This is a genomic window from Isoptericola sp. Y581 (genome assembly GCF_059445475.1).
Map to the genome: position 1 here is coordinate 195908 of NZ_JCAIUK010000009.1, position 20682 is coordinate 216589.

Below are 20682 nucleotides of genomic sequence, written 5' to 3' on the forward strand. Positions count from 1 at the left end.
CGGCTCGACAGGTTCGACAGGCGATCGCGACCGGCAGGAGAAGCAATGACGCACCGCACCTCGTTCGCGACCTCGTTCGAGCCAGGCGACCCGGCGCCTCTGGAGTCGACACCCCTCGTGCGCGGCGGCGCGCCGTGGACGCTGAACGTCGCGGCGGGCCGCGGCCGGCGCGCGGCGAGCACGCTGGTCACGACCGTGGGGACGGGCCCGGAGACCGCGCTCGCCCACAAGCCGGGGGTGGGGTTCACCGGCCGGCATGCGCTGCACTGGTCCGGCGTGCACGTCGCCGACGGGCCGGCGCGCGCCACCCACGTGCTGCACCGCGACCTCGGCATCACCGTGGGCCCGCGCACGCGGCTGAGCTACGTCGTCCTGCCGGAGCTGCGGGGCGACCTGCGGTACCCGTCGACGCACGTCGCGATCGACCTCGCGTTCACCGACGGCACGCTCCTGTCCGACCTCCCGGCCACCGACGCGCACGGCACCGCGGCGTCCGCGCGCGCCCAGGGCGAGGGCAAGATCCTCTACGCCGACCAGTGGAACTCCGTGCGGGTCGACGTCGGCGCGGTCGCCGACGGCCGGACGGTCGACGCGATCCTGCTGAGCTACGACAACCCCGGCGGCACGGCGGGCACGGAGGTCGCCGGCTGGGTCGACGACGTCGCGCTCACGGCCGAGCCGGCATTCCTCCCGGGACACCCGGGCGGCGTCGACCTCGTCGACCTCGTCGACCTGGTCGACACCCGGCGCGGCACCCTGTCGAGCGGCGGCTTCTCGCGCGGCAACAACGCCCCCGCGACGGCCGTGCCGAACGGGTTCAACCTCTGGGTGCCGATGACGGACGCTGGATCGCGGCGCTGGCTGTATGAGTACCACCGGGCCAACGACGCCGAGAACCGGCCCGTGCTGCAGGGCTTCTGCGCCTCGCACCAGCCGAGCCCGTGGATGGGCGACCGCAACCAGCTCGTCGTGCACCCGGCCTCGGGGGAGGGTGTGCCGACGGCCACGCTGAGCGAGCGCGGGCTGCCGTTCGACCACGCCGACGAGACCGCCCGGCCCGACCTGTACGCCGTGACCTTCGCCAGCGGCGTCACGCTCGAGGCCACGCCCACCGACCACGGCGCGGTGCTGCGGTTCGGCTTCGGTGCCGGCCATTCTGCCGATGCCGGGCACGTGCTGCTCGACACGGTGGGCACGGCCCGCGGGGAGGCGCGGCTCGCGATCGACCCCGACGACGGCACCGTCTCGGGCTGGGTCGACGACGGCAGCCCGCTGTCCGTGGGCCGCTCCCGCATGTTCGTGGCCGGCGCGTTCGACCGCGCCCCGACCGCGGTCGGTCGGGCCGCCGGCGACCGCACGCACGCGCTCTACGCGACGTTCGACACCGCCACTGAGCCGGCGGTCGAGCTGCGCCTGGCGACGTCGTTCATCGGCCTCGACCAGGCGTGGGCGAGCCTCGCGCAGGAGGTCGCGGGCCGGTCGTTCGCCGCCGTCCAGGACGCCGCGCGGGCGGCGTGGGCGGAGCGGCTGGGCGTCGTCGAGGTCGCGGGGGCGACGCCGGACGAACGCGTCACGCTGTACTCCAACCTCTACCGGCTCAACCTGTACCCGAGCTCGCAGACCGAGAACGTCGGCACCGCCGGGCAGCCGCGGTTCCGGTACGCGAGCCCGACCGCGAAGCCCGTCGGCGAGCCCACGGACACCGCGACCGGAGCGGCCGTCGTCGACGGCACGATGGCGGTCAACCACGGGTTCTGGGACACCTACCGCACCGCCTGGCCCGCGTACGCGCTGCTCTACCCCGGGCTGACCGGCGAGCTCGCGGACGGGTTCGTGCAGCAGTACCGCGACGGCGGCTGGGTCTCTCGCTGGTCGTCGCCGGGCTACGCCGACCTCATGACGGGCACCAGCTCCGACGTCGCGTTTGCGGACGCCTACCTCAAGGGCGCCCTGCCCGCCGACGTCGCGCTCGACGCGTACGACGCCGCGCTGAAGAACGCGACCGTCGCCCCGCCGCACGACGCCGTCGGGCGCAAGGGGCTCGAGGCGTCGGCGTTCCTGGGCTACACGCCCGAGCAGGTGCACGAGTCCGTGTCGTGGGGCCTGGAGGGCCTGATCAACGACTTCGGCATCGGCACGATGGCGGCCGCGCTGGCCGAGGACCCGGCCACGCCGGGCGAGCGCCGCACGGGCCTGCGCGAGGAGTCCGCCTACCTCCTGGACCGGGCTGCGCAGTACGGCGCGGTGTTCGACCCGGCGGTCCGCTTCTTCCGGGCGCGGCGCGTGGACGGGACGTTCGCCGGCGCGCCGGAGGACTTCGACCCGGACGACTGGGGCGGCGTCTTCACCGAGACCAACGCGTGGAACTTCGCGTTCCACGCGCCGCACGACCCGCAGGGGCTCGCCAACCTCTACGGCGGCCGGGCGGGGCTCGAGGCGCGGCTCGACGAGTTCTTCGCGCGGCCCGAGGACGGCACCCACGTGGGCGGGTACGGGCAGGTCATCCACGAGATGACGGAGGCCCGCGACGTGCGGATGGGCATGTGGGGCGTGAGCAACCAGCCGTCGCACCACATCCCGTGGCTCTACGACGCGGTCGGGGCGCCGTGGAAGGCCCAGCGGATCCTGCGCGAGGCGCTGCGCCGGCTCTTCGTCGGCAGCGAGATCGGCCAGGGCTACCCCGGGGACGAGGACAACGGCGAGATGTCGGCGTGGTGGCTGTTCGCCGCGCTCGGGCTGTACCCGCTGCAGGTCGGGTCGCCGCGCTACGCCGTCGGGTCCCCCCTGTTCGACGAGGTGACGATCCACCGGCCCGACGGCGACCTCGTGGTCCGCGCCCGCGGGAACTCGCTCGCGAACGTCTACGTGCAGTCGCTGACCGTCGACGGCGAGCCCCGGACGTCCACGAGCCTCGACCACGCCGACCTCACCGGCGGCGCCACGCTCGAGTTCGTCATGGGCCCCGAACCGTCGGACTGGGGCACCCGCCCGGAGGACGCCCCGCCCTCGCTGACCACCGGCGACGCGCCGCCCGCCCCGCTCGCGGACGTCACGGGGCTCGCTCGGGGGCACGGCACGGTCGTGGTGGACGACGGCGGCGCGGCGACCCCCGCGACGCGGCTCGTCGACGACACGTCGGCGACGTCCCTGGTGTTCGCCGGCCGCACTCCCACGATCACCTGGACCGGCGAGACGTCGGCGGCCGTCGTCCGGTACACGCTGACCTCGGGCGTCGACGGCGCGTCGCCGTCGTCGTGGCGGCTGGAGGGGGCGGACGACGCCGCGTCGTGGACCGTGCTCGACGAGCGGTCGGGCGAGCGGTTCCGGTGGGCCCGCCAGACGCGGCCGTTCGAGGTCGCGAGCCCGGCGCCGTTCCGCCGCGTGCGCCTCGTGATCACCGGGAGCGACGGCGAGGGCCCACTGCGGCTGGCCCAGATCGAGCTGCTCGCCGCCGCTGGTTGAGCCTGTCGAAACCCACCCGCTGGTTGAGCCTGTCGAAACCCACCCGCTGGTTGAGCCTGTCGAAACCGGGTTTCGACAGGCTCAACCAGCGGGTTCGCCGGTGCGGGTTTCGACAAGCTCAACCAGCGGATCCGGTCACTGCGCCTTGACGGTGTCCTGCACGTAGGCGAACCACTGGTCCACGAACTCGGTGTCGGTGATGTTCCCGTACTGCATCTCCTCGGAGAGCCGCGCCATCTCGACCTCGATCTCTCCGTAGCCCTCGACCGGCACGGGGGCGTCCTCGGTGATGTCCTCGGCCTGGTCCTCCTCGTAGCCGAGGAGGCGGTCGTCGGGCGAGCCGCCCTCCACCTTCATGGCGTCCTTCTGGGCCTGCGTCGACGGGACACCCTTGCTGGTGCCGAAGATCTCCCCGACCTGCGGGTCGTTGGTCATGAAGTCGACGAGCGCGGCGGCGGCGTCCGGGTGGGTGGAGCTGGCCGAGGCCGAGAGCATGACGCCGGAGTGCCAGTACATCTTCTTGCCGTCGTCACCCGTGGGGATGGGCAGGAGGCCCAGGTCGTCGCTGCCGAGCTCCGCCACGTAGTTGGGCATCAGGGTGTCCCAGTTGGCCTCGGCGACCACCTCGCTGGAGTTCAGACCCGTCTTGGGCTCGAGCTGTGCCGCGCGCTTGGCCGGGAAGAACGCCTGCTGCTCGCGCAGCGGAGCCCACAGGTCGGCCCAGGCCTGCACGTCCTCCTGGGTGAAGGCGATCTGGCCGTCGTCGGTGAACGGGGCCTTGCCCTGCTGCACCAGCCACTGCAGGAACCACGGGTTGTTCCCGGTCATGTCCCCGATGGGGTAGATCTGCGGGTCGTGCTTGGCGCCCGCCTCGGCGACGTCGGAGAACCAGGCGACCAGGTCCTCCCAGCTGTACCCGTCGGCGGGCGGCTCCATGCCGAGCTCGTTGAGGAGCTTGGTGTTGTAGATGACCGACTGGGTGTTGAGGCTGACCGGGACGGCGTAGGTCTTGTCCCCGATCTGGCCCGAGGCCAGCGCGGTGTCGTCCACCCCGTCGAGGTCGAGGTTGACACCGGCCTGGCCGTCGAGCTCGGCGAGCTGTCCCGTCGCGCCGTACTGCCGCACGTAGCCGGCGTCCATCTGGACGACGTCCGGGAGCGCGCTCCCCGCCGCCTCGGTCGACCGCGCCGTCCAGTAGTCGGCCCAGGCCTGGAACTGCGTCTGGACGGTGATGTTCGGGTACTTCTCCTCGAAGAGGCCGATCGCCTTCTCGTACCGCGCGGCGCGGTCGTCGTTGCCCCACCAGGCGAACGTCAGGGTGATGTCCTCGTCGGTGGCGACCGGGGCCGCCGGCCCGGCGTCGGCGCCGCCGTTGCCGCACGCGGCCGTAAGGCCGAGCGTGAGGGCCAGGGCGGCGACGGTGCCGGTGACTCGCGCGAACTTCATCGTTCCTCCGTCATGTCGTGTCAGACGCCGATCACGTCGACCGCCGCGCCGGTGCGCGCGCTCTCGTAGGCGGCGAGGATGATGCCGAGCACGGCGATCCCCTCGTCCTCGGTGTTCAGCGGGCGGCGGCCGGTCTCGAGGCAGTCGACGAAGTCCGCGATCTCGGCCGCGAAGGTGTTCACGTCTTCGTGCTCGAAGACCTGCTCGTCCTCGCCGCGCAGCTTCACCCGCAGCGTCGTGCCGTCCGAGCTGAGCGACCCCTTCTCGCCGACCACGCTGAACCGGTCGGTGCCGGGCGCGGCGTCGTAGGCCCAGGAGGTCACCAGTTGGCCGACGCTGCCGTTGTCGAAGCGCACGAGCACCTGGGCAGAGTCCTCGCCCTCCATGAACGTCAGGCGGTGGGTCGACATCATGGCGAAGGCCTTGACGGGGCGCCCGCCCGCCAGGTGCATCAGCAGGTAGGTCGGGTGGTAGCCGGTGTCGATGAACTCGCCGCCGCCGCTGGTCGCGGTGTGGGCGCGCCACCCCATGTTCTCGGGGTCGAAGTTGTTGTGGAACGAGTCGGTGGTGCGCACCTCGTACACGTCGCCGAGCACGCCGGAGTCGATGACCTCCTTGGCCTTCGCGACGGCGGGCATGAACAGCTGGTTGTGCGCGCACATCAGGGTGACGCCGGCCGCCTCGACGGCGGCGCGCACCTCGGCCGCCTCCTCGGCGGACAGGCACAGGGGCTTCTCGCAGAGGATGTGCTTGCCGGCCTTGGCCGCCGCGACGATCGCCGCCTTGTGGAGGTGGTGCGGCAGGCAGATGTCGACGGCGTCGACCTCCGGGTCGTTCACCAGCTCGGTGAAGTCGGAGTACGCGCGGGCGCCGGTCTCCTCGACCCGCTGGGCGAGGGTCTCGGGCACGGCGTCGGCGATCGCGGTGACCTGCACGCGGTCGGGGATCGTCGCGTAGCCCGCGAGGTGGGCGCCGGCGATGCCGCCGGCGCCGATCAGGCCGATGCGGACGGGGGATGTCACGGTCATGGTGGGTCCAGTTCTGTGGTGCGGTGCGGTGCGGTTCAGTGCTGTGCGTCGGAGCGCGCGGCGTCGACGAGCGCGGTCAGCGACCGGGCCCGCGCCAGGTTGTCCTCGAGGGTCGCGCCCGCCCGGATCGAGTCCGCCCACTGGGCGAAGAGGATCGGCTGGTCGGCGGGCAGGTCCACGCGGGACGAGCCCTCGCCGGTGGTCAGGCGCAGCACGGCCTCGCCGGCGTCGTCGGTCTCGAAGCCGAACAGCACGGACCCCTCGGTGCCGTGGACCTCGATCGTGAACGGGCTGGCCGGCGTGACGAAGCCGGTCTCGATGACTCCGATCGCGCCGTCGGGCGTGGTGACGGTGACCGAGGCGTTGTCCTCGACGTCGCGACCGGTCTGATCGGTGTAGGTCGACCGCACGGACGTGAGCTCGTCGCCCAGGATCAGCTGGGTGAGGTAGACGGGGTGCGCCCCGAGGTCGGAGAACGCGCCGCCGAGCGCCTCGGAGGCGTCGTAGAACCGCGCGGGCAGCCAGTCGGCGGTGGAGCCGTCGTGGGCCAGGCGGACCCGCGAGTAGGTGAGTCGGCCGAGGGTGCCGGCGTCGAGGATCGTGCGCAGGGCCAGGGTGTAGCCGTGTGTGAGCCGCGGCAGGGAGACGGTCAGCCGCACGCCCGCGTCCCGGGCGGCGGAGATGAGCTTGTCGCACTCCGCGACCGTCGGGGCGAGCAGCTTCTCGGTGAAGATGTGCTTGCCGGCGGCGATGGCCTTGAGCATCACCTCGACGTGGTCGCTGGTGGCAGCGGTGACGGTCACGCCCTCGAGGTCCTCGCGCGCCAGCAGCGCGTCGAGGTCGGTCGTGGCCGCGACGCCGAGGCGCTCGGCGAGGTCACGGCCGCGCTCGGCGTCGTCGTCCCAGACGGCGACGAGCTCGGTGTCGGGGTGGTCGAGGGCGGCGCGCCCGTACTCCTCGGCGTGCACGTGCCATGCGCTGAGCACGGCGATCCGCAGGGGGGTGGTCATCAGGTACTGCTCCTTCAGGGGTGTGTCCCAGTGGGTGTGTCGGGTGCGGCTCAGCTCGGGATCACGCTGTTCTGCCCGTACGTCGCGGGCATCTGATAGCCCTTGAAGAGCGCCATCTTGGGGGCGACGCTCAGCTGGTTGTTGGCGATGGCCTCCTGCGGTGTCGCCGACCCGATGATCACCGAGCTCCGGGAGCGCTGGAGCGTGTCCCAGGCCACGGAGCCCACGGGCAGCGGGGGCCGGGACGTCGAGGTCGGCAGCATCTGCCGGAACAGCTCGGCCTTGGGGTTGTAATGACGGGCCTGGATGGTCTCCAGGTTCGTCGGCAGATCGCCGAGCAGCGGCTGCACGATGCTCTGGCCCTCGTACCCCGTGTAGAACTTCATGAACTCCCAGAGGTTCCGCGTCATCTTGGCGCCCTTGGGCACCACCAGGGAGGCGCCGCCGGACCACGAGTAGGTCTCGTCGCCCTCCGCGCCGACCGGCAGCCAGGTGAACTTCAGCGGCAGGTCCGGTGCGTACTTCTCGTTGCTGCGGATGGAGAACGGGCCGGTGGTGGACATCGCGAGGCGCTCGCTGAAGATGGCGGTCTGGCTGGGCGGGGCGTTCGGCGGCTGGTAGGTCGCGAAGAAGGCGTCGGCCTTGGCGTAGGGGAACTCCTCGGCCCAGTCGGCGTACAGGTCGAACACGGACCGCCACTGCGGCGAGTCCAGGGTGACCGCCGCGGTCTCGTTCGAGTAGAGGTTCGCGCCGAGCCCGAAGGCCCAGGTGTACGGCCAGCCCTCGCCGTCCCAGGGGACGAACCCGAGGGTCTCGAAGTTGCCGTGCGAGTCGGACTTGGTGAGCTTGCGGCTGACCTCGCGGATCTCGTCCCAGGTGAGCACGTGCTGCTCCGGGTCGAACATGTCGAGGTCGATGCCCCCCTCACGCAGGAGCTTCTCGTTGTACATGATGCCGCGGGCGTCGGTGTTGATCGGCAGCCCGTACAGCTGGCCGTCGTACGTGAGCTCGTCGATGGAGAACTGCAGCCACTGCGAGGTGAACTCCTCGACGGAGACGTCCTCGTACTTCTCGATGAGGCCCCCGATCGGCTCGAGCAGCCCGATGGAGGCGTTCTGGACGGCGTTGAACCGGTCCATCTGCCAGACGTCCGGGGCGGTCCCGCCGCGGACGGCGGTGATGATCTGGCTCATGTCCGCCACGCCGTTGCTGGGCACCTGGTTGATGTCGACCTTGATGCTGGACCCGGCCTTCGTGGCGTTGAACGCGTCGATGACCTTGACGTCCTTGTCGGCGTCGGCGGCGCCCATGCCCCAGTAGCGGATGACGGCGTCGTTCGAGGACCCGCGGGGCGCGCACGCCCCGAGGGAGAGGGCCGCGGCGGACGCCGCGGCAGCGCTCAAGAAGGTGCGGCGTGAGATCACTTGAAGCCTCCGATGGTGATGCCCCGGATGAAGTAGCGCTGGAACACGAAGAACAGGATCAGCAGCGGCACGATGACGAGGAACGACGCGGCCATCAGCTGGTTGAACGAGACGTCCTGCGCGTGCATGGAGCGGAACGACTGCAGGCCGATCGAGAGGGTCTGGACGCTCTCGTCCTGCAGGTAGATCAGCGGTCCCATGAAGTCGTTCCAGGACGCGACGGCCGCGAAGATGGCGACGGTCGTCAGCGCCGGCTTGGCCGTGGGGAACACCAGGCGCCACAGGATGGTCCACTCCCGCGCGCCGTCGATCCGGGCGGCGTCGAGCATGTCCTTGGGGATCTGCAGGAGGAACTGGCGCAGCAGGAACACGTAGAACGCCGAGCCGAACATCGCCGGGATGATCAAGGGGAACAGGGTGTTGACCAGCCCGAGGCGGGCCCACATGTCGAACATGGGGATCAGGGTCACCGGGAACGGCAGGAAGAGCGTCGCGATCACCAGGTAGAACATGAGGTCCCGCCCGGGCCACTTCAGGCAGGAGAACCCGTAGGCGACGATGAAGTTCGAGATCACCGAGAAGATCACGACCGAGATCGTGATGATCGCGGAGTTCGAGAAGAACTGCAGGAACGGCATGGCCGCCACCGCGTCGACGAAGTTGCTGAACTGCCACGACTCGGGGATGAACGTCGGAGGGAACTTCGCGAGCTCCTCGTCCGACTTCAGCGCCGAGATGATCATCCAGTACAGCGGCAGCAGGAAGAGGATGGACAGGGCCACCATCACCACGCGCGCGAACACGGTGCTGTACCACGGGCGACGCGTCCCGTCGGCCCGCCGGTTCAGCTGATCCTCGTCCGTGGTGCGGGCGGGGCTCCGGCGCCTCTGCGGGGTGTCCGTGCGGGTCGTCGTGCTCATCAGGAAGCCTCCACGTCGTAGTTCACGAACCGCCGCGAGGCCCAGAAGATCAACAGGGCCAGGGCGAGACCGGCGAGGAACAGCAGCACTGCCAGGGCAGAGGCATATCCCAGCTCCGCGAAGCCGAAGGCGTTCTTGTAGAGGTACATCATGTAGAACAGCGCGCCCGCGTCGGGGTCGCCGGTCCCGTTGGTGACGATGTACGCCTCGGTGAAGACCTGCAGGGCGCCGGAGACGCCGGTGATCAGGTTGAACAGCAGCACCGGGGTGAGCAGTGGCAGCGTGATCGAGAGGAACTGCCGGATCGGGCCGGCGCCGTCCACGCGCGCCGCCTCGTAGACCGTCTTGGGGACGTTGCGCAGCCCGGCAAGGAAGATCAGCGCCGCGTTCCCCGCGCCGAGCTGCGCCATCAGGATGATCGCGATCTTCACCCCGGTCGGGTCGCCGAGCAGGTTCACGTTCGAGCCGCCGAAGAGGTTGAGCACCTGGTTGAAAGCGCCGAACTGCGGGTTCAGGAACACGATGAAGATGAACGACATCGCGAACGCGGGGATCAACGACGGGGCGTAGAAGATCGTGCGATAGAAGGCGACCTCGCGGACGTTCTGGTTCATCGCGAGAGCGAGCACGAGTGAGACGACGAGGCCGAGCGGCACGGCGATCAGGGCGAAGAACATCGTGTTGCTCGCCGCCTTGCTGACCAGGGGGTCGGCGAACGCGGTGACGTAGTTCCCGAGACCCACCCAGGTCGGAGAGCCCATGCCGGAGTAGCGGGTGAGGCTCAGGTAGATCGAGTACCCGACCGGGTAGACGACGAATACCAGGATCCCGATGAGCCAGGGCGAGATGTACTTCAGACCCAGGGCCAGGTCGCGCCTGTCGGCCCGCGAGAGCCTGTGACGGTTGCGCTTCGGTGGTGGCCCGCCGGTCGCGCTCTCCGCCGCGTCCGGTGGGGCGACCCCTACAGGGGCTCTGGCCGTCAGTCCGGTCGCAGTCATCGTTCTCCCTTCGGTACGGCGGCGGAGCACTGTCCGTCGCGGGCCGGACACGGGCCGCAGCACCGAGAGGGTGACGTGGACCACTGCGTCCTACGCGCCGGAACATTACTCATACTGATGGATATATTCAAAGGGCCCATCAGGAACCCCGACGGAGGGAGCGCGATGCGCGCGACGACGATGCCGCAGGTGGGGCTCGGAACGAGCTCGTCGTGCGCGGGCGATCCGGGTGTCGCGGGACGGGATCGACCAGTCGGAACTGATGGAACGAACGCTGCGGCCTCTCCCGTCAGGCGGTCTCGCAGATCACCCGGCGGCTGATCGACCGCGGGCTGGTGCGCGGGGCACCGGTGCACACCCACCGGCCAGGCAAGCCCGCGATGTCCATGCAGGTGGAACCCGCGCGATGCTCCCCGCCGGGGCCCATCTGGACCCCGCGCACATCACGGTCTCCCTGGTCGACTTGCTCGCCCGTCCGCTCCTGAAGAGCTCGCTCGCGCGCCCTGGCGAGGACCCGGCTGCGGACGTGGAACATCGGCGCGGCGCTGGACGACATGCTCCGAGAACTGGGTGCTGCCGAGCCGGCCGGACGGGACGGCGACGTGCGCAGCGGCGTCCAGGGGATCGGGGCGGCGGTGCCCGGGGGCTGGGTACGTCGGCGCCGGGCTCCTGGTGTGGGGGCGACGGAACGCAGGACCGCGTCCGCGGTGTCAACCTGATCCGCGTTCGCGAGGGCCGGATCGTCGAGGACTCTCCGGGCTACGTGGTTTGGCTCCCATACGCACCGCACTGGCGGCGCATGATCTCGCGCATCGGCGTGCCCCGCGGGACGCCGTAGACCGTTCCGGGAAAGTCGAGCGGCTCCTGGACCGCCCACAGCTCATCGTGTCGATCGGGTGAGAACAGCTGCGCCGGGCGCCCTGCGGCAATCCATCCGATGGGCACCGTCGTCCCAGGTTCGAGGACCGAGTTGACGTGGAGAACGCTGTTGATGCGTAGCTCGCAGCCCGTGCCGGTACGAGAGCCGGGAAACATGGAGACACCCGTGGCGATGAACACCTCGTCATCGATCCACGCACCGTTCAGATGCGTGTGCGGGCCGACCAGGACGAAGTCCCCCACCCGCACCGGGTGGTCCGCGCGGCCCCGAAGGAGTGCGTGCTCCATCACCACAACGTGCGAGCCGACCTCGACCCGACCCAGGTCCCCGTTGAGGACCGCACCGTGCAACACCCTCGAGCTCGCGCCGACTGTGACATCTCCGGTCACCACTGCCGATGGAGCTACCCACGCTGTCGGATGAATATCAACCATCGCGCAACAGTATCGCCGGCTCCGCGCGACGCGAGGCAGCGGAGTGTCTCCGTGACAAAAACGTCCGTCGTCCGCCGGTCTCGCTGCCACGACCCCCGTGTGGACATGCCCGACCTCACCCGTGCGATGGGACTGCTGCACGGATAGGTGACAGCGGTTCTCAGGCGGCGAGTGCGACCTGAGTGGTGATGATGGCTCTATGTGAACTGCCCCGGCATTGATGCTGCGACGGCGACCGGCAGGAATTGGAGTGTTGGACGCGCGCGTCGACGGAGGCGTCCGCGGCGGATCGATCACCGCAAGATCGTGACCGCGACGTTGACCCCGCCGCCGAAGTGGCTCGGGGTGACGCACTGGCCCGGTTGCGATCGAACAGGGTCGAGGTGCCGTGGCGTACCCGCGGATCCAGGTGCGCTTCACCCCGACCCACGCGTCCTGGATGAACCTCGTCGAGGTCTGGTTCGGCATCGTCGAGCGCCAGGCCATCCGCCGCGGGGTGTTCAAGTCCGTCAAGGAACTCAACGCCAAGATCCGCGCGTTCATCGACGGCTGGAACGACCGCTCCCACCCCTTCATCTGGACCAAGACCGCCGAAGAAGTCCTGACGAAGGCCAACCGACAAGACATTTCAAAGACGAACCACTAGCTCACTCCCCGAAATCAGGGATTGCAGAACTCATCGGAAACCTCGGAGCCGCACAAGTAGAAGTCCCAATCGGCCTGAATCGCATGCTCGGCACCGTCCGCCGTGGCATAGGTCACCGTCACATCCCCCACATGGGCCCCGCGCTGGTCGGCAGTCAGGCTGATCAGGAGCTCGTCTGTCATCTTGCCGTCGAACCCGATAAGGCCGTGACAGGTTGTCCCGACTTCGAGCCCGTTCACGCCTTCACGCAATTTGGCCGACCTGATGTCCAGGTCCCTCGTCTCACCAAGCATGCTTGCGATCGGCGTATCGGTCGCTGAGTCAAAGGTCCGGACGTACGGCACAGCCGACAGAGGCTCAGGGCCGGAGGAATCGGCGAACTGCAATCCTGTAATCCGGGCCGGCCCATCCTCTGTCGTCATGCATGGGACAAAGTTTCCGAACGTCCCGCTCCACTCCTTATTGGGTGGGAGGTTTTTCGGTGGGCGGAGTGAGGCGAATCCAGAGTCGGGGACACTGAGCGACATTGGTCCATTCATGTCAGAATGTACGATCTGCTCCGCAGAGCAACCCTCGACGCCCAACAGGGCTACGGCCCACACGACTATCGCTGCCGTCGTTCGCATTCTCATCGGCTCTGATGTGCTCCTGTTCGCGCCGCCAATTCGTGCATGCAAAGCCACCCGATACACGTTCAGCACTGCCATTGGCTTCCTCCAAGCCACTCGCTCTACTGCGAGATTGGTGGCCTAAAGTTACAGGCGACTGTATTGCCCGTCAATAGTCTTCGAGGGTGAAGAATCGTTGAGACCGTCGCGATGGAGCGGTGTCTATAGGACGATGGCGAACGCCGTTCAGCCGCGGACCAATAACGACCGATTTGACATCAGCCAGAACGGGGTTTCGGATATTTCGAACCGCTCCCTCCTGCGATGTGGGCTAACGAAAATGCGGGTGGGAGCCTTCATGCCGCCTTGGCGGCGGTATGGCCGACCGACGGCAGACCTCCGAGCAGGACTGCCGGCCGGCACACGAGGGCGCTCGAAGGGCTCGAACGTGGCGCTGCCGTTCACGACCAGATGGTGAACGGCTCACGGGCGGCGCGAGGAAATCCTTGGGTAATCTTCTTGGCGATGGTCAACTCCGGCGGCCATGAGGGCGACAATGTCGCCGCTATGCTTCTCGGGATGGAGGAGAATTTTCAAGACCAGGGATCCTGGGGCGCAAAGGTGCGGCTGGGGGATGAATTGGGTGTTGTGAGCGATCGGACGGCATGGCTCGACATGGGAACGGTTATGAGATGAACTCCGATGTATTCGGAAATGTCCAGTACGGGGCGATGATGAAGTCGTATTCGGTATCGCTGGACAACGCGCTTCTGGCGTCACGCGGGCCGAGATCGGGAAATCCAGGCATGAGTGACGATGCGGCAGTGTCTATAGGATACGGGCGGGATGAGTCGAGAACAGCTCCGTGCAGTGTTCTATGCGACAACAAGTCACCTACACCGCCGTCCTGCCGATGCGTTCCACCATGGTCGAGTTCCTCGCCGGCCTGCTCGCCGGCCTGCTCGCCGGCGTTCGCCACGAGCGGCGCACCCGCGCGGGGCGGCGGGCGCTGCGCGGGTGGGACCAGGCCGTGATGGTGTGCCGATGGCTCATCGACGCCACCCGGGTCGCCCAGCTCGCCCGCGACCACGACATCGGCCCGTCCACCGCCTACCGGTACCTGCACGAGGGCATCACCACGCTCGCCTCCCGGCTGCCCCGGCTCTGGACGGGGTGCTGCTGGCCGCGAAGACCGCCGGGCACACTCACCTGAACTCGGGCGGCACCCTGATCCGTACCGACCGCGTGAGCGCGCCGGGCCCCACCCCCGGGGTGGACCTGTGGTGATCGGGCAAGCACAAGGCCCACGGCGGGAACATCCAGGTCGTCACCGCCCCCCACGGGTGGCCGTTGTGGGTCTCCCCGGTGCGCCCCCGTCGCCAGCACGACACGTCCGCCGCCCGCTCCCACTCTGGACTGCTCGACTCCCTCGCCGCGTGGGCCACCGGCGGGCGCAAGGTCCTGGCCGACCTCGGCTACCAGGGCGAGTCCGACCGCCTGCTCGTGCAGCACAAGACGGCCAAGGGCGAGAAGCTGAACCCCGACCAGAAGACGGCCAACCTGCCGCACTCCTGCGTGCGCGCACTGGCCGAACGGGGCAACGCGCTCATCAAGAACTACAAGGCCGCCCGCCGCGTCACCCTCAGCCCCGAACACGTCGGCCCCATCACCGCCGCGATCCTCGTCCTGCTCCACACCGAGCACGACCGCACCACCTGACCCGATCAGGCCGCTACTGGGAAAGGCTCACTGAAGGCTCTCGATGTGATTCTCGCGGAGATACGTCCCTCGGCTCTGGACCGAGCCGTAGCCTCCGGGCATGAGCCTTTGGCAACTGGATCTGCTGGCCCACCTGACGGTGAGTCTCCCCGACGCTGATCTCGAGCCGTATGGATCGGCCGCTCATCAGACGTCACTGGACGGCTGGAGCGACCTCGACGTCATGGTGACGAGCCCGGCTCCGTTCGAGGTCGAGGCCGTGCTCGGTGCGCGCCTTTGGGCATATCAAGAGGTGGTCGACGCGGATGCACAGGTCGTGAGGGCCGTCCTAGTCGACGGACGACGGGTCGACCTCACGGTCCGGGGGTCGCCTGGTCACCTCCCCCTTGCACCGATCGACAACGCAGTTCGGTTCGATGCGGCTCTCGCAGCTGTGCGATTTGGCCGTGGCAGTGACCTCATCGGCCTGCATCTGACTCTTGGCATCCTTCAGGAGGCCATCGTGTACTGCATGGTCGGCGCCGACCGCACCACTGGCCGGACCCACCATCGCTTCGCGACCGAGTACGACCGTCGCGCCGCGTCGTCACTCGCGCTCTTCAAAGAGTCGCTGGGGCCAGAAACGGCAGTGTCCGCCTACGCCCTGTACGGCACGTTCCGTCACGAGATCGAACCGGAATACGAGCCAAGCCCGGGCGGCCTCGGCGCAGTCGTCGATCTCGGCCGATCTGGGTATCGGATCCATTGAGCTCACGCCGACAGCCTGCCCCGGAGCGTGTTGCGGGTGACTGTGGCGGGCGCAGGCCCCAAGCGCACGAATGACCGTCCCTCTCGGGCATCCTCTTCGTCATGGGCGACAACCGGCAGAACTCGGCCGATTCCCGACTCCACACAGGTGACCCGGGCGGCGGATTCGTAGCGATGGACAACGTCGTCGGGTCGGCGTTCGCCACCGTGTGGCCCCTGGCCGACGCCACGCTGCTGCGCAACCCCGGCGACGTCTTTGCCGACGTGCCCTGACGTACGAGGCAGGTTTCGAAACTTCCAGAACCCGATTCTGGAGCGCCCCAGAATCGGGCATTTTTGGGCCGTCGGGCAGCCTTGTCGAAGTCCACAAGTGCCGAGCAGTAGCGGGTGGCTCACCCGGAGGTGGCTGCCGCGCTGATGACGTCGACGGCGAGGTCGGCAAAGACGGCCAGGCCATAGAGCAGGGCTGCGAGGGCGACGATGGCGAAGGCAGCTGGAAGCCAGGCCGTGACGTCGCCGCGACGAGCACGGGGCGTCGACCGCGGGGCTGGTTGTGTCACTGCACGTTTCGGCCTCACTGCTTCGTTTTCGGCCCGTAGACCGTGACCTTGACGGCCCCGCCGATGCCGGCGTCGACGCGCGCGCAGTCGGCGGTCTCGTCCGGGATCGCGGTCGCCGTCACTGTGTCGTCGGCGCCGTCGGACGAGAGCTTCATGTATGCGTCCTCCGCGACGCGTCTCGCCTGTCCGACAGTCAGGCATCGGTCGGTGATCTTCGCGCGCAGCTCGTCCGCCAGTGGCCATTCCCCGGCGACGAACGTGTCCAGCGGGAGTCCGCCCGACCCGATGGTCACTACGCCCGGTTCCTGGGCGTCCGCCCATGAGCACGGTGCGTCCGGGTCCTGGTTGTCGGCCTCCACGACGGACCAGCCCTCGAGACCGAGGCGTTCGAGCTCGTCCTGAGCCCACTGCACCTGCTCGGCCATGGTGCGGCACTCTGCGTTCCCGCCGTCGACGAAGTCGGTTGCGCTCTGTCGCAGTTCGAGCGCCTGCGGGGTGACGGCTACGCCGGAGGCGAGGATATGGGCACCGCTGGGGACCTGATCGGCGGGCGTGACGTAGGTGTAGTCCTGGAGCGTGAAGGCGATCGGGTCCTTGACGGGGTCGAGTCCGGCGTCCTGCATGAGGGTGTCGCAGTCCGCGATCGCGTCGCCGGTCAACCAGGACCCGGTCACCGCGGCTTCCTGGTTCGACCAGTCCGCCAGGCAGTTGGGGCCCTGCGTCATTCCTCCGAACCACCCCTCGATGCCGGCATAGCCCATGCCGCCTCCAACCAGCAGCACCGCGAGTCCTGCTGTGATCGCTCCGCGCCTTCCGAACCGTCCCCTTCGCGGCGCCTTCCGTGCCGGCACCTCGGGCCCGCGTGGCGTCGAGGCGATCGACCCGCGCATTTCCGACCAGACATCGTGGCCTACCGGGGGCAGCTCCGACTGCCGGACGGGGTTCGTCGCCCGCAACCGCGTCATCGGGTCCGTCATCGTGCCTCCTCGATCCCCGTCGTGGCCGGACGCCGCGTGTCTGGCGTGCTGGTACTGGTGTCCGCGCTGTCTACCCCGCTCTGCGCTCGCCTGGGCATGCCGCCTGCCGGCGGCGGGGCCGACGTGCCAGATGGGTGGCTCTGCGGGACCAGGGACAACTGCTCGGTCAGACGCTTGCGCGCCCGGTGCAGCCGCACCCGCACTGCACCGCGCGAGATCCCGAGCACCATGGCGATCTCGTCGCGCGCGAGCTCTTCCCATGCCACCAGGCGCAGGATCTCTCGGTCGTCGCCGGCCAAGCTCGTCATCGCGCGCTCGAGGTCGTCGATGCGGGACGCGCTGCGAGGCGGATCGAAGTCTCGAAGGTCCTCACGCAACCTGCCCGCCAACTCGATCCGACGTCGTTCGCCCCGCTGATGATTGGCAAGCACCCTTCGCGCGACACCGAACAACCACGGTCGGGCGTTACCGTCGGCGGGCACCTCCTCGAGCCGGCGCCACGCGATGAGGAACGTCTCGGCGACGACATCCGCCGCGTCCTCCGGGACGGAGAGCCGGCGCACCGCGTACCCGAGCAGCGCCAGGTGCGTGGCGTCGAAGAGCGACGCGAACTTCTGGTCCGCCGTCACCGGCTCCTGCTGCGGCGGCTGCCTACCCATCGATGCCCTCCCTGGCTTCCCGTGTCACCTATACATGTCCAGGTACCCGCGAAGCGTTACACCGGAGCCCTACAGGTCGACCCGACCGGCAGCCCCCGTCCGGTGCCGTCGCGCCCGGTACTCTCCGGGCATGCCCCCGAGGTTCCGTCGCCCCGAGCCGATGACCTCTTTCGAGCTCGTGCCGGACGACGAGCAGGAGGACGACGGCGTCCCTGCCCCTCCGGGCAAGCACGATGGCGACGAGGTCTCGTTCCGCGATCGCCTCGCTCGGCGTTGGCGACACCTGTCGCGCCGAGGACGCGTCGTCGCAGCCGGCACGACCGCCGTCGTGATGCTCGCCGCCACCACCGCGGCCGTGCTGCCCGGTGCGCTCGACGCACGGGACGAGCACCTGCGCGCCCAGGCCGTTCGTGGAATGCCCGGCATCGTCGAGGAGCTGTCGCACCCGCCGGAGGAGACCTGGACGCAGCCGGCGGGCGCCACGGTGGCAGGCGTCCTTCCCGACGGCGTGCTGCTCGTCGCCAATGCCGAGCGGCTCACTGCCGTGGACGCGGAGACCGGCGACCAGGTCTGGCGGCACGTCTTCGATGGCGACGTGGAGTGCGGCCCGACGCCGTCGTCAGAGGTCGACTGGGGCACGCCCGTGGAATCGGTCGTCTGCGTCAGCGACGCCGGGTCGACCGTGACGGTCCTCGACCCGGCGGGCGAGGTGTTGGGCGAGCGGACACTCGAGGTTCCTGCCCGTGTGATGCTCGACGAGGACACGGCCGGCCGCAAGGTCTGGCCCGCAGCCGACGAAGCGATCGCCGTGCTCGACGCGGCCCCCAGCATCGCCGTCCCCTGGCAGGAGGGCGACGACCCTGAGCAGACCCTCGAGGCGCTGCGAGGGGCCGGGTGGTCGGGACCGACCCTGCGCATCGAGGACGCGGTGACCGGGGAACTGCGCGCCGAGGTGAAGCTCGAACTGACAGTGGAGGCACTCGACGGCTGCGGCGTCGTCGAGGAGGCCGGAGCCACGGGGCTGACTCCCGACGTCTGGGTCGACACGACACCGTCGTTCACCTTCTTCAACCTGTGCAGCACGACGAGCGCAGTGCTGCCGGACGGCACCGTGGTGGATCTCGGTACCGGGTTCCGAGCCATCGCGTCGCGACCTGGCGGCGGCTACATCGTGTCCGGCGAGACCAGCGAACTCCTTGACGACCTCGGCAACGTGGATCGGACGATCGCCGGCTGGGCCGTACCAGTCTCCGTGGACTCCGCTCCGGACGGCCCGCAGCTCGCAGTGCTCGGAGCGTCCGGCGAGAGCAGCGTGCTCGCCGCGGTCGGCGACGACGGCAACCCGGTCTGGACCCGCCCGGGGGCGATGCTCACCAGTTCCCTCGCCCGCGTCGGTGACACGCTCGTCGTCATGGACGAGTCTGCCGTCTTGGGCCTCGACGCCTCCACCGGGGAGGAACGGTGGCGCCTGGCGGAGGTGATCGGCCGCAACCCAGAGAGCCCCGAAGGTGGCGAGTCGGTCTCCGGCGTCGTGACCGACGGCACGCGTCTACTGCTCGCCATCTCCCCGAACGGGTGGAGCGGGGACACCCAACAGAACACCTTTCGCCTGATCGCCCTGGACCTTCGGGACGGGACGACCACATGGGAGCGACACCTCACAGGGGACCCGTGGGACCTGCACTCAGTAGGCGGTCATCTCGTGACCGTCGGCAACGGCATGGCCGCCGGCAAAGGCGTGGCCGGGCTCGGCTGAGCCCCGAAGTATCAGTGAGAGCCTCTGGAGGTTTCGAAACCTCCAGGACCCGAGTCTGGAGCGGCTCAGAATCGGTCGTTTTTCTGCGCCGTTTGGCCGACTGTCGAGAAGCAACATGAAGCCGTTGCCACCTTGCCAGGTCAGCCCATGACGCTTCCGCCAGAGGGCGGAGGGGGACCTGCGTCCTTGGGCCAGATCACCTTTGAACCGGGCTCCGGCCACTCGGGCGGACGGTAAGCACGCACTTCCCGGCGGGCGCGGCGTGCAGCAGCGCGACGGAACCACGACTCCTTGAGCCTCGCGACCTTGCCCATGTCGTCCAGCCTGCCCTTCGTGCTCCTTCGCGTGCCTCAGGCTACTCGCGCTTGCTCCTGACCATCAGGTAGACGCCCAAGTAGCTGGGCATCCCTTTAGGGGTTTCGAAACCTCCAGAACCCGATTCTGTGCGACTCCAATATCGGTCAGTTATGAGCCGACGCGTCGACCTGTTGAGATTCACCAAGAACCGGTGTTGCACTCGGGCGCCTCGGAACGATGTAGAGGTGTGAGACAGAGGATGAGTCCGTGACGGCGCCGGCGGACATCGTGTTCAGCGAGGTCTTCCGGGCGCTGTACCCGGACGTGCTGAGGTTCGTGCAGCGCCGTGCCGATCCGGACGTGGCCGAGGATTTGGCCGCGGAGGTCTTCGCCATCGCGTGGAACCGATGGGCCGACGTGCCGCGTGAGGTCCGCCCGTGGTTGTTCGGTGTCGCCCGCAACGTCCTGGCCGAGGACCGCCGCGCCCACGGCCGGCGGCAACGCCTCGCTCTGCGCATCGGCACCGAGCGTGAGCTACCGCAGGATGCGATCGACCTCGCGACGACGACGGTGGACCTCCACGTCGCCTGGACTCGCCTGAGCGATGCCGACCGCGAGGCGCTCGCCCTGGTCGCATGGGACGGGCTCACCGGTCGCGAGGCCGCCCAGGTCTTGGGCTGCACTCGTGCCGCCTTCTCGGTGCGCCTGTCGCGCGCGCGCCGCCGCCTCAAGCACCTGCTCGCAGACATCGAACCCGAACCTCACGCCGACCCTGCACCGTGGCCCGGCCGGCGAGCGAATCCCGGCGTCGTGGAAGGAATGCAGCCATGACCCTCATGACCGAAGACCTGACACTGCGACGCCTCTCCGAGGCCAACCCCGTGCCCGATACCCCGCTCACCACCGCGGAGGCGGCGCGGGCCGAGGTGATCCTGGAACGCATTGCGACGGCCGCGCCGACCGCGGCGCGCCTCACTCGAACGCGTCGACGCTGGTGGGCGCGCGTCGCCGCTGCGGGCACGGCGGTCGCCGCGGTTGTTGCCGCCGGCGTGCTCGGGACAGCTCCTGCGTCGGCCGAGTTCGTGCTCCTCGAGGCGGCGGACAATGCCGC

16 protein-coding genes and 2 pseudogenes are annotated in these 20682 nt (G+C 69.2%); 8 read left to right on the top strand and 10 right to left on the bottom strand.

Annotation, left to right across the window (positions count from 1 at the left end):
- Positions 1-45 precede the first annotated feature (45 nt).
- Entirely contained in the window at positions 46-3462 is a 3417-nt protein-coding gene (locus AC1C2W_RS17695) for a GH92 family glycosyl hydrolase (RefSeq protein ID WP_495413848.1), read from the top strand.
- A gap of 135 nt (positions 3463-3597) precedes the next feature.
- On the opposite strand, the gene AC1C2W_RS17700 is transcribed toward AC1C2W_RS17695, so the two are convergent.
- The 7 genes from AC1C2W_RS17700 to AC1C2W_RS17730 form a co-directional block, all read right to left on the bottom strand.
- On the bottom strand, positions 3598-4908 hold the full coding sequence (locus tag AC1C2W_RS17700; RefSeq protein WP_495413849.1) for an ABC transporter substrate-binding protein: 1311 nt from the start codon (positions 4906-4908) through the stop codon (positions 3598-3600).
- Positions 4909-4928: 20 nt separating this feature from the next.
- On the bottom strand, positions 4929-5936 hold the full coding sequence (locus AC1C2W_RS17705) for a Gfo/Idh/MocA family protein (protein ID WP_495391269.1): 1008 nt from the start codon (positions 5934-5936) through the stop codon (positions 4929-4931).
- 35 nt (positions 5937-5971) lie between these two features.
- Positions 5972-6946, bottom strand: a complete 975-nt coding sequence (locus tag AC1C2W_RS17710; RefSeq protein ID WP_495413850.1) for a Gfo/Idh/MocA family protein — start codon at positions 6944-6946, stop codon at positions 5972-5974.
- A 50-nt stretch (positions 6947-6996) separates the two neighbouring features.
- Positions 6997-8370: an extracellular solute-binding protein gene (locus AC1C2W_RS17715; protein ID WP_495391267.1), complete on the bottom strand. Its 1374-nt coding sequence runs from the start codon at positions 8368-8370 to the stop codon at positions 6997-6999.
- A complete protein-coding gene (locus tag AC1C2W_RS17720) occupies positions 8367-9290 on the bottom strand; it encodes a carbohydrate ABC transporter permease (protein ID WP_495391266.1) in 924 nt (307 codons plus the stop codon). The genes AC1C2W_RS17715 and AC1C2W_RS17720 overlap by 4 nt, the downstream gene beginning before the upstream one ends.
- On the bottom strand, positions 9290-10288 hold the full coding sequence (locus AC1C2W_RS17725; protein ID WP_495413851.1) for a carbohydrate ABC transporter permease: 999 nt from the start codon (positions 10286-10288) through the stop codon (positions 9290-9292). The genes AC1C2W_RS17720 and AC1C2W_RS17725 overlap by 1 nt, the downstream gene beginning before the upstream one ends.
- A gap of 759 nt (positions 10289-11047) precedes the next feature.
- Positions 11048-11455, bottom strand: coding sequence for a hypothetical protein (locus AC1C2W_RS17730; protein ID WP_495413852.1), 408 nt, complete (start codon positions 11453-11455; stop codon positions 11048-11050).
- Positions 11456-11990: 535 nt separating this feature from the next.
- Here AC1C2W_RS17730 and AC1C2W_RS17735 point away from each other — a divergent pair.
- Positions 11991-12248: pseudogene (locus tag AC1C2W_RS17735) on the top strand (IS630 family transposase); the annotation flags it as partial.
- 14 nt (positions 12249-12262) lie between these two features.
- On the opposite strand, the gene AC1C2W_RS17740 reads toward AC1C2W_RS17735, so the two are convergent.
- Entirely contained in the window at positions 12263-12670 is a 408-nt protein-coding gene (locus AC1C2W_RS17740; protein WP_495391344.1) for a hypothetical protein, read from the bottom strand.
- A 1063-nt stretch (positions 12671-13733) separates the two neighbouring features.
- Here AC1C2W_RS17740 and AC1C2W_RS17745 point away from each other — a divergent pair.
- The 3 genes and pseudogenes from AC1C2W_RS17745 to AC1C2W_RS17755 all read left to right on the top strand — a co-directional run bounded on the left by AC1C2W_RS17745 (position 13734) and on the right by AC1C2W_RS17755 (position 15595).
- A pseudogene (locus AC1C2W_RS17745) lies at positions 13734-14575 on the top strand (transposase family protein).
- 100 nt (positions 14576-14675) lie between these two features.
- Positions 14676-15323: a nucleotidyltransferase family protein gene (locus AC1C2W_RS17750; RefSeq protein WP_495391343.1), complete on the top strand. Its 648-nt coding sequence runs from the start codon at positions 14676-14678 to the stop codon at positions 15321-15323.
- Between the two features lie 89 nt (positions 15324-15412).
- On the top strand, positions 15413-15595 hold the full coding sequence (locus AC1C2W_RS17755) for a S26 family signal peptidase (RefSeq protein ID WP_495391345.1): 183 nt from the start codon (positions 15413-15415) through the stop codon (positions 15593-15595).
- Positions 15596-15896: 301 nt separating this feature from the next.
- On the opposite strand, the gene AC1C2W_RS17760 is transcribed toward AC1C2W_RS17755, so the two are convergent.
- Both AC1C2W_RS17760 and AC1C2W_RS17765 read right to left on the bottom strand, forming a co-directional pair.
- A complete protein-coding gene (locus tag AC1C2W_RS17760) occupies positions 15897-16859 on the bottom strand; it encodes a hypothetical protein (protein ID WP_495413853.1) in 963 nt (320 codons plus the stop codon).
- Positions 16856-17488: an RNA polymerase sigma factor gene (locus tag AC1C2W_RS17765; protein WP_495391341.1), complete on the bottom strand. Its 633-nt coding sequence runs from the start codon at positions 17486-17488 to the stop codon at positions 16856-16858. The genes AC1C2W_RS17760 and AC1C2W_RS17765 overlap by 4 nt, the downstream gene beginning before the upstream one ends.
- A gap of 160 nt (positions 17489-17648) precedes the next feature.
- Here AC1C2W_RS17765 and AC1C2W_RS17770 point away from each other — a divergent pair, with 160 nt between their 5' ends.
- The 3 genes from AC1C2W_RS17770 to AC1C2W_RS17780 all read left to right on the top strand — a co-directional run.
- Positions 17649-19274, top strand: coding sequence for an outer membrane protein assembly factor BamB family protein (locus AC1C2W_RS17770; RefSeq protein WP_495413854.1), 1626 nt, complete (start codon positions 17649-17651; stop codon positions 19272-19274).
- 564 nt (positions 19275-19838) lie between these two features.
- Positions 19839-20402, top strand: a complete 564-nt coding sequence (locus tag AC1C2W_RS17775; protein WP_495413855.1) for an RNA polymerase sigma factor — start codon at positions 19839-19841, stop codon at positions 20400-20402.
- Positions 20399-20682 (top strand): hypothetical protein (locus AC1C2W_RS17780; RefSeq protein ID WP_495413856.1); only part of this gene is annotated, 284 nt, incomplete at its 3' end. The genes AC1C2W_RS17775 and AC1C2W_RS17780, both read left to right, overlap by 4 nt.

Coding starts and splice junctions, on each gene's coding strand:
- AC1C2W_RS17695 (WP_495413848.1), top strand. CDS start 46: ATGACGCACCGCACCTCGTTCGCGACCTCGTTCGAGCCAGGCGACCCG.
- AC1C2W_RS17700 (WP_495413849.1), bottom strand. CDS start 4,908: ATGAAGTTCGCGCGAGTCACCGGCACCGTCGCCGCCCTGGCCCTCACG.
- AC1C2W_RS17705 (WP_495391269.1), bottom strand. CDS start 5,936: ATGACCGTGACATCCCCCGTCCGCATCGGCCTGATCGGCGCCGGCGGC.
- AC1C2W_RS17710 (WP_495413850.1), bottom strand. CDS start 6,946: ATGACCACCCCCCTGCGGATCGCCGTGCTCAGCGCATGGCACGTGCAC.
- AC1C2W_RS17720 (WP_495391266.1), bottom strand. CDS start 9,290: ATGAGCACGACGACCCGCACGGACACCCCGCAGAGGCGCCGGAGCCCC.
- AC1C2W_RS17725 (WP_495413851.1), bottom strand. CDS start 10,288: ATGACTGCGACCGGACTGACGGCCAGAGCCCCTGTAGGGGTCGCCCCA.
- AC1C2W_RS17730 (WP_495413852.1), bottom strand. CDS start 11,455: ATGGAGCACGCACTCCTTCGGGGCCGCGCGGACCACCCGGTGCGGGTG.
- AC1C2W_RS17740 (WP_495391344.1), bottom strand. CDS start 12,670: ATGACGACAGAGGATGGGCCGGCCCGGATTACAGGATTGCAGTTCGCC.
- AC1C2W_RS17750 (WP_495391343.1), top strand. CDS start 14,676: ATGAGCCTTTGGCAACTGGATCTGCTGGCCCACCTGACGGTGAGTCTC.
- AC1C2W_RS17760 (WP_495413853.1), bottom strand. CDS start 16,859: ATGACGGACCCGATGACGCGGTTGCGGGCGACGAACCCCGTCCGGCAG.
- AC1C2W_RS17770 (WP_495413854.1), top strand. CDS start 17,649: ATGCCCCCGAGGTTCCGTCGCCCCGAGCCGATGACCTCTTTCGAGCTC.